The organism is Micromonospora sp. NPDC049662 (assembly GCF_040675055.1).
In the GTDB taxonomy this organism is placed as follows: domain Bacteria; phylum Actinomycetota; class Actinomycetes; order Mycobacteriales; family Micromonosporaceae; genus Micromonospora.
Genome location: NZ_JBFAOC010000044.1, coordinates 1 through 12,411, shown reverse-complemented (window position 1 = coordinate 12,411; position 12,411 = coordinate 1). Strand labels below are relative to the sequence as shown.

Here is a 12,411-nt window from a genome sequence, read left to right as displayed (position 1 = left end):
TCGGCTAGCGTGCCGGGCATGCCCGTCGCGGTCGTCATCGACTCCACCGCCTACCTCCCACCCGAGCTGGTGCTGCGGCACCGGCTGACCGTCGTCCCGCTGACCGTCGTGCTCAACGGCGCGGAGGGATTGGAGGGGGTGGAGACCCAACCCGCCGACGCCACCCGCGCGCTGGGTGAGCGGCGGGTGTCGGCCAGCACGTCCCGGCCGGCGCCCGAACAGTTCGCCCGGACGTACCGCCGTCTCCTCGACGACGGCGCCGACGGCGTCGTCTCGGTGCACATCTCCGCCGGCCTGTCCGGCACCGTCGAGGCCGCCCGCCTGGCCGCCGTCGACCTCGGCGGTCGGGTCGAGGTCGTCGACAGCCGCTCCGCCGGCATGGGCCTCGGCTTCCCGGCCATCGCCGCCGCCATCGCCGCCGAAGCCGGAGCGGACCTGGCCGGCGTACGCGACGCGGCGCTCGCCGCGGTGGCCCGGACCACCGTCTGGTTCTACGTCGACACGTTGGAGTTCCTCCGCCGGGGCGGCCGGATCAACGCCGCCGAGGCGCTGCTCGGCACCGCCCTGTCGGTCAAGCCGATCATGCACATGCCGGACGGCGCGATCGTGCTGCGGGAGAAGGTGCGTACCGCCAGTCGGGGAGTCGCCCGGCTCGTCGACCTGGCCGTCGAGGCGGCCGGCGACGACGACGTCGACCTGGGCGTACACCACCTGGCCGCGCCGCAGCGCGCCGAGGCGCTGCTCGCCGCGCTCACCGCGCGCCTGGGCGAACGGGTGCACGACACGTACGTCTCCGAGGCGGGCGCGGTGGTCGCCGCACACGCCGGGCCGGGTCTGGCCTGTGTCGTCGTGCACCGTCGGCCCGGGAGCTGAGATCGTGGCCGGCACGTGCGTGGTGACCGGTGGTGGCCGTGGCGTCGGTCGGGCCGTGACGCGACGGCTGGTGACTGCCGGCGTGACCGTCGTCGTCGTGGAGCGCGACGCCGAGGCGGTGGACTGGCTCGCCGGGCACCCGGCCGCCGATCGCCTGCTCGCGGTGGTCGGCGACGCCGGTGACGAGCGGGTGGCCGAACACGCCGCCGAGGTGGCCGAACGCGTCGCCCCGCTGACCGGCTGGGTGAACAACGCGGCGATCTCCCGGGACGCCGCCCTGCACACGGCGTCGGCCGACATCGTGCTGGACCTGATCGGGCTGAACCTGCGTCCGGCCGTGGTGGGCGCCGCCGTGGCGGTGCGCCGCTTCCTGGCCGCCGGCACGGGCGGCGCGATCGTGAATGTCTCGTCGCACCAGGCCCGCCGGCCGGTGCCGGGCGCTCTGCCGTACGCCACGGCGAAGGCCGCCGTGGAGGGGCTGACCCGGGCGCTGGCCGTCGAGTACGGACGGCACGGCATCCGCGCCAACGCCGTCGCGCTCGGCTCGATCGCCACCGAGCGGCACGCCGAGTACCTCGCCGCGCAGGAGCCCACCCGGGCCGAGTGGATCGACGCCGAGTTGACCCGGCTGCACCCGGTGGGCCGGATCGGGCGTGTCGACGAGGTGGCCGAGGTGGTCGCGTTCCTGCTGTCGCCGGCCGCCAGCTTCGTCAACGGGGTGACCCTGCCGGTGGACGGGGGACGGGCGGTGCTCGGCCTCGACCCGGAGGCCCGCTGATCCGGTGCACTCGGGCCGCCTCCCTCCGGAGACGGCCCGACTGCTGTCCGCTCAGCTTCGCAGGGACCACTGCTGGTTCTGTCCACCGTTGCAGGCCCAGAGGATCAGTTTGGTGCCGTTGGCGGTGGCGGCGCCGTTGGCGTCCAGGCAGAGCCCGGACTGGACGCCGGTGAGGGTGCCGTTGGCGTTGACGTTCCACTGCTGGTTCGCGCCGCCGTGGCAGTCCCAGATGATCACCTGGGTGCCGTTCGCGGTGCCCTGGCCGTTGGCGTCGAGGCACTTGTTGCCGTACACCTGGATCTGTTTGCCGGCCGTGTAGGTCCAGCGTTGCGCGGCGCTGTTGCTGATGCAGTCCCACAGTTGCACCTGGGTGCCGTTGGTGGTGGCGCCGTTCGGCACGTCGACGCAGCGACCGGACTGCGCGCCCACGATCTGGGCGTTCTGCTGCGGGTTGCCGCCGCTCGCGGGGGTGTAGGCGGCAGCGGCGATGTTCGCCTGCACGGCGTCCTCGGTGGCGGCCGTCGGGTAGCCGGAGGTCAGCACGCCCTCGAAGAAGGTGCCGCGACCGGTGATGCTGTTGTCACCACCGATGCCCAGGAGGATGGCCCCCTCCTTCTTCATCGGGTTGTAGCCGTTGGGCCGCCGACCGTCGAAGTAGGTGGTCAGGCCACCCGACTGCGAGTTCCCGCCGCGGATCGCCCAGTGGTTCGGCTCGCCCTTGACCATGGCCGTGACGAAGCGGTGGTTGATGGACGCGATGTTGTTGTACCCCGCGTTCACCCCGGAGAACAGGCCCCACTCCAGGTCGGCCATGATCCAGGGACCCGCGCCCGCTCCGTAGCCCCACTGCTTGTTCGCGCCGAAGTAGACCGTCTCCATGATCGCGCGCTCGTCGGCCTGGACGTTGGTCTGCGCGTTGCCGTAGTCGAAGCAGCACCACTGGTTGTAGTGCGTGCCGTCGACGACGGCGTAGATGCCCTCGGGCTGGTCGCCGGTCGCGACGCCGTTGGTGTTGTTGTTGCGGTAGCCGGTGCCGGGGGCGATGTAGACGCCGTACGCCTTCTGGCCGCCGATGGTGACCGGTGCCGCCTTGGCGTCGGCGAGGTTGTCGTACCCGCCGGGGGCCGGGCCGGTGAAGCCGCCGGGAGGCGCCTGCGTGAGCCGGTTGTTGCGGCCGGACTGGTCGTAGATGATCGTGATCACGCAGCTCGTGTTGGCGCAGAACGTGTCCTGGGTGGCGGCGTTGGCGACGCCACCGGCGCTGAGCACGCCGACGTCGCGGGTGGTGTTGTCCGATGATCTGCGCACCTGGTAGAGCGCTCCGTTGTACGCGCCGTACAGGGCCCGGGTGGTGCTGTGCGCGGCGACGCACGGCGTCCCGCCGGAGGCGTAGATGTCGCACGGGCCGGTGCCGGCCGCCCGGGCGACGCCGGGCGTCTCCGTGACCAGGTAGACGCCGGCCCCGGCGACGAGGACCAGCAGGGTCCCCGCTGCGGCCAGCAGGCGGTGCAGCCTTCTCTTCACGTCCATGGTTCCCCTCAGGTGGCGGTGGTGGTGGGGGGTGATGATAGCGTTAACATTAATCCTCATCCATGAACGCGCGCTACCTCCGGGCGGTCGGTGGCCCGTGCTCCCGTAGCAGACGCGAGCATGATCAGGGCGTTGTCCACAGAGGCCCCGGTTGTCCACAGGTCGGGCCAGCGAGGCGGCCGTCGGGGCGTCCGGCGTCCTAGCGTCGCGGCGTGGCAGAGGACGAGGAGACAGCGGTACGTCAGCGTCTGCGCCGGTTGACCGCCGCGACGGGCGACGCGGCGCCGCTTCCGTCGGGGGCCGACGCGTCGGCAACGGACGTGCCCGCCGACCCACAGCGGGGATGTCTTCCAGATGGCGATCAGCCCGGCGGTATGGCGCGGCTGCCCGGCCCCGGAGCGTTCGACCCGGGCAGGCGCGGAGTACGGGCGCTGGCCGCCGTGGCCCTCGTGGTGGTGCTGGCCGCGGCCGGTTGGGCCTGGCGGTCCCGACCACACGCGGAACCGGTCACCCCACCGGTGGGCGAGGCCCCCTCGGCCGTCGTGGCCGGGCAGGCCAGCGCGTCGGCGTCCGGCGAGCTGGTGGTGACGGTCGCGGGCAAGGTGCGCAAACCCGGGCTGGTGCGGGTTCCGGCCGGGGCCCGACTCGCCGACGCCCTCTCCGAGGCCGGTGGCCCGCTGCCCGGCGTCGACGTGGCGCTGCTCAATCCCGCTCGCAAGCTGGCCGACGGTGAGTTGATCGTCGTCGGGGTTACGCCCCCGCCGGCACCCGGACCCGCCGCCGGTCCGGCCCCCGCCGGTGCGCCGGCCCCCGGCGCGGCGCTGAACCTGAACACCGCGACACCTGCCCAGCTCGACGCGCTGCCCGGGGTGGGGCCGGTGCTGGCCCAGCGCATCCTCGCCTACCGGGACCAGCACGGCGGGTTCACGGCCGTCGGTGACCTGCGCCAGGTCGAGGGCATCGGCGACGCGCGCTATGAGCAGCTCAAGGACCTGGTGACAGTGTGAACGTCGCACCCGTCGTCGGCGACCCGCCGCCACCGGACCTCCGGCTCGCCGGGCTGGCCGTGGCCGCCTGGCTCACCGCGCTCGCCGGACTGCACCTCGGCCCCCGACCGCTGCTGCTGGTGGCCGGCGGAGCAGCCGTGTCGACCGCGCTGAGCACCCTGCACCTGCTCGGTCGGCTCGGTCGCCCAGGGGCTCTCGCCCGCCGTTTCGGCTGGATCGTCGTCGCGGTCGGTCTCGGCGTCCTCTGCGGCGCGGCGGCGACCTCGGCCCGGCTGGTCGTGCGGGACGCGCCGCCGGTCCGCGCCCTTGCCGAGAAGCGCGCCCCGGTCACCGCCGACCTCGTCGTGCGGGACGATCCGCGCCCCATCCGCTCCGCCGGGCGTCCCGGCATGCTGCTGGTGTCGGGCGAGCTGATCCGGCTGACCGGTCCCGACGGCCAGCCGCTCCGAGCGTCGGTACGGGTGCTGGTCCTCGCCACCGACCCCGGCTGGCGAGGGCTGTTGCCGGGGCAGCGGCTGACCGCCGACGGGCGGCTCGGCCTGCCGCGCGGCGGTGACCTCACCGCGGCGGTCCTCGCGACCACCGGTCCACCCCAGCGGCGCGGTACGCCGTCGTGGGCGCAGCGCGCCGCCGGCACCCTGCGCGCGGGTCTGCAACGGGCCTGCGCGCCGCTGCCCGACGACCCGGGTGGTCTGCTGCCGGGACTGGTGGTGGGGGACACCAGCCGCCTGCCGCCCGCCGTCGAGGAGGACTTCCGGGCGACCGGCATGACGCACCTCAATGCCGTCTCGGGCAGCAACGTCGCGATCGTGGTGGGTGCGGTGCTGCTGGTGGCGCGCTGGGCACGCGCCGGTCCGTGGCTCGCCGGGGTGCTCTGTGGGGTGGCGCTGGTGGGCTTCGTCATCCTGGTGCGTCCGTCACCGAGCGTCGTACGGGCCGCCACGATGGGGGCGATCGGGCTTGTCGCGCTGGCCGCCGGTCGACCCCGGGCCGCGCTGCCCGCGCTGGCCGCCGCCGTCACCGTGCTGGTGCTCGTCGACCCCGAGTTGGCGGGCGACGCCGGGTTCGCGCTGTCCGTACTGGCCACCGGGGGTCTGCTGCTGCTCGCGCCGCGTTGGCGCGACGGGCTGCGCCGTCGGGGCGTACCGGCCGGGTTGGCCGAGGCGTTGGCGGTACCGGCGGCCGCCCAGGTGGCCTGCGGGCCGGTCGTCGCCGGAATCTCCGGCACGGTCAGCCTGGTGGCGGTGCCGGCCAACCTGCTGGCGGTGCCGGCCATCGCGCCGGCGACGGTGCTGGGGGTGACGGCCGCGCTGCTGTCGCCGGTCTGGCCGGCCGGGGCCGGGTTCGTCGCGTGGCTGGCGAGCTGGCCGGCCTGGTGGCTGGTCGTCATCGCCCGCCACGGCGCCCGCCTGCCGGCCGGCACCCTGGCGTGGCCGGGTGGGGCGGCCGGTGCCCTGCTGCTGGCCGGGCTGACCGTCGCGTTTCTGGTGGCCGCGCGCCGCCCGCTGGTGCGCCGGTTGGTGGCGGTGGTCGCGGTCGCCGTCCTGGTGGGCGCTCTCGGGGTCCGGTTGCTCGCCAGCGGCTGGCCGCCGCCCGGCTGGGTGGTGGTGGCCTGCGCCGTGGGGCAGGGGGACGCCCTCGTGCTGCGCGTCGCGCCCGGCCGGGCGGTGCTGGTCGACACCGGGCCGGAGCCGGGCGCGGTGGACGCGTGTCTGCGACGGCTCGGCATCCGGGAGGTGTCGCTGCTGGTGGTCAGCCACTTCCATCTCGACCACGTGGGCGGGGTGGCCGGGGTGTTCCGGGGGCGACGGGTGGCCGCCGTGCTGACCCCGCCGTCGACGGACCCGGCGAGCGGTCGGGCGGCCGTCCGCGCGGCGGCGACCGGCGGCCGGGCCACGATGCGGGACACCACCGCCGGGGCATGTCACCGGGTCGGCGGTGTCGAGCTGCTGGTGCTCGGACCGCCGTATCCGCTGGCCGGCACCCGCTCGGACCCGAACAACAACTCGCTGGTGCTGCGCGCCACGGTCGCCGGCGTCTCGGTCCTGCTGCCCGGCGACGCCGAGACCGAGGAGCAGCACGCCGTCCTGGTCCGGACGCCGCCCGGCCAGCTACGGGCGGACGTGCTGAAGGTCGCGCACCACGGCTCGGCGTACCAGGACGAGAGCTTCCTCGCCGCCGTGCGGCCGGCCGTGGCGCTGGTGCCGGTGGGCACGGGCAACACGTACGGGCATCCGAACCCGGCGCTCCTGTCCCGGTTGAGCCGGCACGGCGCCCGGGTCCTGCGGACCGACACCGACGGCGACGTGGCGGCGATCCGGACTGCCGACGGCCTGGCGGTGGCCCGTCGAGGGGTACCGCCGGGACGGCCACCGTGAGGGGGACCGCCGGTCGCGTGGAAATTGCGCGCACTCGACCCAGAATCCCGGCCATTTGCGGATTAGGTGGTGAACCGAGATAAATGTCTGGATTTGCGCTAAGTGCGGGCTGCGCCGACCGGGTGGCGATTGAGCAGGCCCGTACCCGCCGTGGGCCGTGCGAATATGGGCGACGTGACCCCCGCCAGCCTCGCCCCCATTGTGCTCGTCCTCGGCGACGAGGAGCTGCTCGCCACGCGCGCGGTCTCCGAAGCTGTCGAACGGGCCCGCGCCACGGACCCCGAGGTGGACGTCCGCGAGTACCAGGCGGGTGCGCTCACCGTCGGCGAGATAGCCGAGATGCTCAGCCCGTCGCTGTTCGGCGGCCGGCGGCTGCTCGTCCTGCGCTCCGGCCAGGACGCCCGCAAGGACCTGGTCGCCGCGCTGCTGGCGTACGCGAAGAATCCCGACCCGGAGGTGCAGCTCCTGGTGCTGCACCTGGGCGGCGCCAAGGGCAAGGCGTTCGCCGACGGGCTGCGGTCGGCCGGCGCGACGGTGGTTCCGGCGGCCAAGCTCAAGGGCCACCGCGACCGGGTCGCCTTCGTCCGCGACGAGATCCGCCGGGCCGGCGGCCGGTGCCCCGACGACGCCGCCGAGGCGCTGATCGCGGCGGTCGGCAACGACCTGCGCGAACTGGCCGCCGCCTGTTCCCAGCTCATGGCCGACACCGACGGGCGGATCAGCGCCGAGACGGTATCCCGCTACTACCGGGGACGGGTCGAGGTGACCGGCTTCACCGTGGCGGACGCCACCATGGTCGGCGACGTGCCGGCCGCCCTGGAAGCGCTGCGCTGGGCCCTGCACGTCGGTGTCGACCCGGTGCCCATCGCCGACGCCCTGGCCGACGGGGTGCGGACGGTGGCCCGGGTGGCGTCGGCCGGACGGGGCAACGCTTACCAGCTCGCCAGCAGCCTCGGCATGCCGGCGTGGAAGATCGAACGGGCGCAGCGACAGGGGCGCGGCTGGACCCCGGAAGGACTGGTCCGCGCCATGCAGGTCGCCGCGGAGTGCAACGCGGCCGTCAAGGGCGGCTCGGACGACCGGGCGTACGCCCTGGAACGGGCGGTCTTCTCGGTGGCGGCGGCCCGGCAGGGCAGCAGCCGGTGACGGGGCCGAACCGTACGGCGTGGGCCACCGTGTCCGCCGACGAGGAGCGGTACCGGCCGCTCTACGCCCGGCTCCTCGGCCTGCGGTTCGTCAACCCCGGTGGGGTGCTCTGCTTCCTGTTCTTCGAGGGCGCCATCGCCCTGGCCGTGCTGCTCGCCCTCGCGGAGCTGGTCACCTGGTGGGCGGTGCTGGTGCTACCCGTGGTGGTGGCGGCGATGGTCAAGCTCAACGACATGGTGGCCGCGGTGGTGGTCCGTTCCGCCGCGCTCGTACCCGAACAGGAGCGGGACCGCTTCCGCCGGCAGATGGAGCCGGTGGTCGGCCGGGCCCGGGTCGAGTGGAGCGCCGTGACTCCGGTGGTGGTCCGACCCGACCCGGTGCGGCCCAGACGCCGCAGGGACCCGCTGGACTGACGGCCGCCGAAGCGCAGGCGCGCGCCGGTTCGTGGACACACGGAAGCCCCGGACCTCGGTCCGGGGCTTTCCGAATCAGTCTGACGACGAAGCGTCAGGCGGAGAGCGTCACCACGCGCTTCGCGATCGCCGACTTGCGGTTCGCGGCCTGGTTGGCGTGGATCACGCCCTTGCTGACGGCCTTGTCCAGCTTGCGCGAGGCATCCTGCATGAGAGCGGTGGCCTTCTCGACGTCACCGGCCTCGGCGGCCTCGTGGAACTTCCGGACGGCGGTCTTCAGCGACGACTTGACCGACTTGTTGCGCAGCCGGGCCTTCTCGTTCTGCCGGTTGCGCTTGATCTGGGACTTGATGTTCGCCACGCGACAGCCTCGTCTTGATAGCTCGGGTTGGTCAGCTTGCGCACGGCATGACGACATGAGTCATCGCCGCGCGAAAAGCCAGGTTACCAGGTCGCCCGGGGACAAGCCAAAACGGCTCCACCCGACCGCGCCTGCTCGACTCCCGCGCCCAGTGGGTGCGGGAGCCGTCCCGTGGTCCACCCGGCTTCCTGCGAACCAGGGTATCCGCCGGCCGCTGACCGCCCGATTTCCGGAAAGCCGGGGTGGACCACGGGACGGCCCGCGCGAGGACGCCGGCGCGGTCACCGCCAGCCCTGCCGGCGGGCGAGCCAGTCGAGGGCCTGTCTTCCGCTGGACCGCTGGTGCGTGGACCGGTGCGGTGAGGCCGTCACCGATGTCGCGTCCGCCCCGGTGAGGTAGTAGCCGGCCAACGCGGCGAGGGTGGCGTCCAGCGCGTCCGGGGGAGCGCCCGCGCTCGCCGGGTGCGCGGCGAAGATCCGATCGACGTCCAGGCCGCCGTCGGATGCGGTGAGCAGCAGCGTGACCAGGTCGAACCAGGCCGGTCCGGTGCAGGCCCAGGTCCAGTCGCAGATCCAGGCCCGGCCGTCCCGGCCGATGAGCACGTTGTCCACCCGCAGGTCGCCGTGGATCACGCCGGTCGCCCCGTCCGCGTACGCGGGGAGGCGGGACTCCAGCGCCACCAGCTCGGGGAGTCTGCCCCGGGCGGCGGCGGGCAGCGCGGGGAGCGGCTCCCGGCCCGCGGCGACCTCCTCCCACCAGAGGATGTCCGAGCGGGCCAGGTCGGCCAGGCGGGGGAGGCCGAGCGCGGTCAGGCCGGTCGGTGGATCGGCGAGCACGGCGGCGACCTCGGCGTACGCGGCGAGGGTGGCGTCCAGCTCGGCCCGCGCCCAGGGCAGGCGTGGGAGGTGGCCGTCGACCGCTTCGGCGCAGAGCACGAACCAGCCGGCCTCGTCCAGCGTCCACCGCAGGCGGGGCGCGGGCAGGTCGGTCGGCAGCCGGTCGAGGATCGCCGCCTCCCGGGCGTACCCCTGAACCAGGCCCGGCTGCACGGCGGCGGGTGCCGCCTTGACGAAAGCCCGACCGCCGTCGGCGGTGTGCAGCACGGCGGCGAAGCCCCGGGTGAAGCCGGCGGTGGCAACCTGGGCGGTGACCACCGGCGTACCGAGCCGGTCGGCGATCGCGGCCCGCAGCGCCGCCGGCAGCTCCGGCCACGACGGGCGCGACGCGCTCGCGTGGTACGGCACCGGCGGCAGTGGGGAGGACACCCCACCATGCTGCCCCGGGGTACGTGCGCGGCGCGCGGCGACACTGCCAGACTGCCAAGCCATGAGGACCGAGGACTTCTGGCAGCTGATCGACCAGGCCCGCGCCGGGGGTGGGGGTGAGCCCGGGCCGGTCGCCGCGCGGGCCGTGGCGCTGCTCGCCGAGCGCGATCCGCAGGACATCGTCGGGTACGCCCAACACCAGGTCAGAGTGCTGGCCGCCTCGCACAAGGCGGACCTGTGGGGCGCGGCGTACCTGATCAACGGTGGGGCGTCGGCGGAGGGTTTCGAGCACTTCCGGGGCTGGCTGATGACCCAGGGTCGGGCGGTGTTCGCCCGCGCGGTCGGCGACCCCGACTCGCTGGCCGAGCTGCCCCAGGTGCGGGCCGCGTCGCTCAGCGGGGAGGAGTTCTCCGCCGAGCAGATGCTGGCGGTGCCGTGGGACGCGTACCGCAGGGCCACCGCGTCGGAGCTGCCGACGGACCGCGAGCCGGTCCGGACGCCGGACCTCAACGACTTCTGGGACTTCGACGACGAGTCCGAGGCCCGCCGCCGGCTGCCCCGGCTGGCCGCGCTCTTCGTGGAGCCGCCGATGGAGTGAGGCGTCCCGGGGGCCGATCCGTCGCCCGCGCAGTGGGCGTACCCCGGCGGCGTGGGAACATGGAGGGGGTCGGCGGCGCGCCGGCCTGTTCACGTCAGCCGACCAGAACGGACCGCTGTGCCACCGAAGCTCGATCCCGGCGCGAACGCCCCTGGTGCCACCGACCCCGGTCGCATCCGGAACTTCGGCATCATCGCCCACATCGACCACGGGAAGTCGACCCTGGCCGACCGGATGTTGCAGCTCACCGGCGTGGTCGACCCCCGGCAGATGCGCGCGCAGTACCTGGACCGGATGGACATCGAGCGCGAACGCGGCATCACCATCAAGAGCCAGGCCGTGCGCATGCCGTGGACCATCCGCGAGGGCGAGCGGACCGGCGAGCAGGCCGTGCTCAACATGATCGACACCCCGGGGCACGTCGACTTCACGTACGAGGTGTCCCGGTCGCTGGCCGCCTGCGAGGGCGCCGTGCTGCTGGTCGACGCCGCCCAGGGCATCGAGGCGCAGACCCTGGCCAACCTCTACCTGGCCCTCGAGAACGACCTGCGCATCATCCCGGTGCTCAACAAGATCGACCTGCCGGCCGCCCAGCCGGAGAAGTACGCCGAGGAGCTGGCCCACCTCATCGGCGGTGACCCCGCCGACTGCATCCGAGTCTCCGGCAAGACCGGCGAGGGCGTACCGCACCTGCTCGACGAGATCGTCCGGCAGTTCGTCCCGCCGGTCGGCGAGGCCGAATCGCCCGCCCGGGCGATGATCTTCGATTCGGTGTACGACGTGTACCGCGGCGTCGTCACGTACGTCCGGGTCATCGACGGCCGGATCAGCGCCCGCGACCGGATCAAGATGATGTCCACCGGCGCCGTGCACGAGCTGCTCGAGATCGGCGTCATCTCACCCGAGATGGTCAAGGCCGAGGCGCTCGGGGTCGGCGAGGTCGGCTACCTGATCACCGGTGTGAAGGACGTCCGGCAGTCCCGGGTCGGTGACACGGTCACCATCAACGCCCGGCCGGCGGCCGAGCCGCTGGGTGGCTACAAGGACCCGAAGCCGATGGTCTACTCCGGCCTCTACCCGATCGACGGGTCCGACTACCCGAACCTGCGTGAGGCCCTGGACAAGCTCAAGCTCAACGACGCCGCCCTGGACTACGAGCCGGAGACCTCCGGCGCGCTCGGCTTCGGCTTCCGCTGCGGCTTCCTCGGCCTGCTCCACCTGGAGATCATCCGGGAGCGGTTGGAGCGCGAGTACAACCTCGACCTCATCTCCACCGCGCCCAACGTCGTCTACCGGGCGATCACGGACGACGGCGAGGAGATCGTCGTCACCAACCCGAGCGAGTACCCGACCGGCAAGATCGCCGAGGTGTACGAGCCGGTGGTGCGGGCCACCGTGCTGACGCCCAACGACTACGTGGGCGCGGTCATGGAGCTGTGCCAGGGCCGGCGCGGCAGCCTGCTCGGCATGGACTACCTCTCCGCCGACCGGGTGGAGCTGCGCTACACGCTGCCCCTCGCCGAGATCATCTACGACTTCTTCGACCAGTTGAAGAGTCGTACCAAGGGGTACGCCTCGCTGGACTACGAGCCCTCCGGCGAGCAGGCGTCCGACCTGGTGAAGGTGGACATCCTGCTGCACGGCGAGCCGGTGGACGCGTTCAGCGCCATCGTGCACAAGGACAAGGCGTACAACTACGGCGTCACCATCGCCGCGAAGCTCCGTACGCTCATCCCGCGCCAGCAGTTCGAGGTGCCCATCCAGGCGGCCATCGGCAGCCGGGTGATCGCCCGGGAGACCATCCGCGCCATCCGCAAGGACGTGCTCGCCAAGTGCTACGGCGGTGACATCAGCCGTAAGCGCAAGCTGCTGGAGAAGCAGAAGGAAGGCAAGAAGCGGATGAAGATGGTCGGCCGCGTCGAGGTGCCCCAGGAGGCCTTCATCGCCGCCCTCTCCTCCGACTCCGGCGACGCCAAACCCACCGGCAAGAAGTAGCCCCCCACGGCGACCGGCGACTCGGGTGCGACGACGACGCGGACCACCACGTTCACCACGATGGCCA

11 protein-coding genes are annotated in these 12,411 nt (G+C 73.4%); 8 read left to right on the top strand and 3 right to left on the bottom strand.

Annotated elements, in window-relative coordinates:
- The first annotated feature begins 18 nt into the window (after positions 1-18).
- Together AB0J36_RS25795 and AB0J36_RS25790 are read left to right on the top strand one after the other, a co-directional pair.
- Positions 19-873, top strand: coding sequence for a DegV family protein (locus tag AB0J36_RS25795; protein WP_357175677.1), 855 nt, complete (start codon positions 19-21; stop codon positions 871-873).
- 1 nt (position 874) lies between these two features.
- On the top strand, positions 875-1,651 hold the full coding sequence (locus AB0J36_RS25790) for an SDR family oxidoreductase (RefSeq protein WP_363661203.1): 777 nt from the start codon (positions 875-877) through the stop codon (positions 1,649-1,651).
- Between the two features lie 51 nt (positions 1,652-1,702).
- Here AB0J36_RS25790 and AB0J36_RS25785 read toward each other — a convergent pair whose 3' ends face one another.
- Positions 1,703-3,181: an arabinofuranosidase catalytic domain-containing protein gene (locus AB0J36_RS25785; RefSeq protein WP_357398952.1), complete on the bottom strand. Its 1,479-nt coding sequence runs from the start codon at positions 3,179-3,181 to the stop codon at positions 1,703-1,705.
- 212 nt (positions 3,182-3,393) lie between these two features.
- On the opposite strand from AB0J36_RS25785, the gene AB0J36_RS25780 reads away from it, so the two are divergent.
- From AB0J36_RS25780 to AB0J36_RS25765, 4 genes are all read left to right on the top strand, one after another.
- Positions 3,394-4,188: a ComEA family DNA-binding protein gene (locus AB0J36_RS25780; RefSeq protein WP_357398954.1), complete on the top strand. Its 795-nt coding sequence runs from the start codon at positions 3,394-3,396 to the stop codon at positions 4,186-4,188.
- A complete protein-coding gene (locus AB0J36_RS25775; protein ID WP_357398958.1) occupies positions 4,185-6,566 on the top strand; it encodes a ComEC/Rec2 family competence protein in 2,382 nt (793 codons plus the stop codon). The genes AB0J36_RS25780 and AB0J36_RS25775 overlap by 4 nt, the downstream gene beginning before the upstream one ends.
- Positions 6,567-6,731: 165 nt before the next feature.
- Positions 6,732-7,712 (top strand): DNA polymerase III subunit delta, encoded by a 981-nt coding sequence (gene holA, locus AB0J36_RS25770; protein WP_357134527.1) that lies wholly within the window; start codon positions 6,732-6,734, stop codon positions 7,710-7,712.
- Positions 7,709-8,125, top strand: a complete 417-nt coding sequence (locus AB0J36_RS25765; RefSeq protein WP_357134528.1) for a hypothetical protein — start codon at positions 7,709-7,711, stop codon at positions 8,123-8,125. Before holA ends, AB0J36_RS25765 begins: the two co-directional genes overlap by 4 nt.
- A gap of 94 nt (positions 8,126-8,219) precedes the next feature.
- Here AB0J36_RS25765 and rpsT read toward each other — a convergent pair whose 3' ends face one another.
- Positions 8,220-8,486 (bottom strand): 30S ribosomal protein S20, encoded by a 267-nt coding sequence (gene rpsT / locus AB0J36_RS25760; protein WP_355053192.1) that lies wholly within the window; start codon positions 8,484-8,486, stop codon positions 8,220-8,222.
- A gap of 281 nt (positions 8,487-8,767) precedes the next feature.
- On the bottom strand, positions 8,768-9,751 hold the full coding sequence (locus AB0J36_RS25755) for a phosphotransferase (protein WP_357175662.1): 984 nt from the start codon (positions 9,749-9,751) through the stop codon (positions 8,768-8,770).
- A gap of 61 nt (positions 9,752-9,812) precedes the next feature.
- On the opposite strand from AB0J36_RS25755, the gene AB0J36_RS25750 reads away from it, so the two are divergent.
- Both AB0J36_RS25750 and lepA read left to right on the top strand, forming a co-directional pair.
- The gene (locus AB0J36_RS25750) at positions 9,813-10,349 is read left to right on the top strand and encodes a DUF4240 domain-containing protein (protein WP_357175659.1); all 537 of its coding nucleotides are present in this window, start codon (positions 9,813-9,815) and stop codon (positions 10,347-10,349) included.
- Positions 10,350-10,466: 117 nt separating this feature from the next.
- Complete coding sequence (lepA, locus tag AB0J36_RS25745) at positions 10,467-12,344, top strand: translation elongation factor 4 (RefSeq protein WP_357134533.1); 1,878 nt, start codon at positions 10,467-10,469, stop codon at positions 12,342-12,344.
- Positions 12,345-12,411 lie beyond the last annotated feature (67 nt).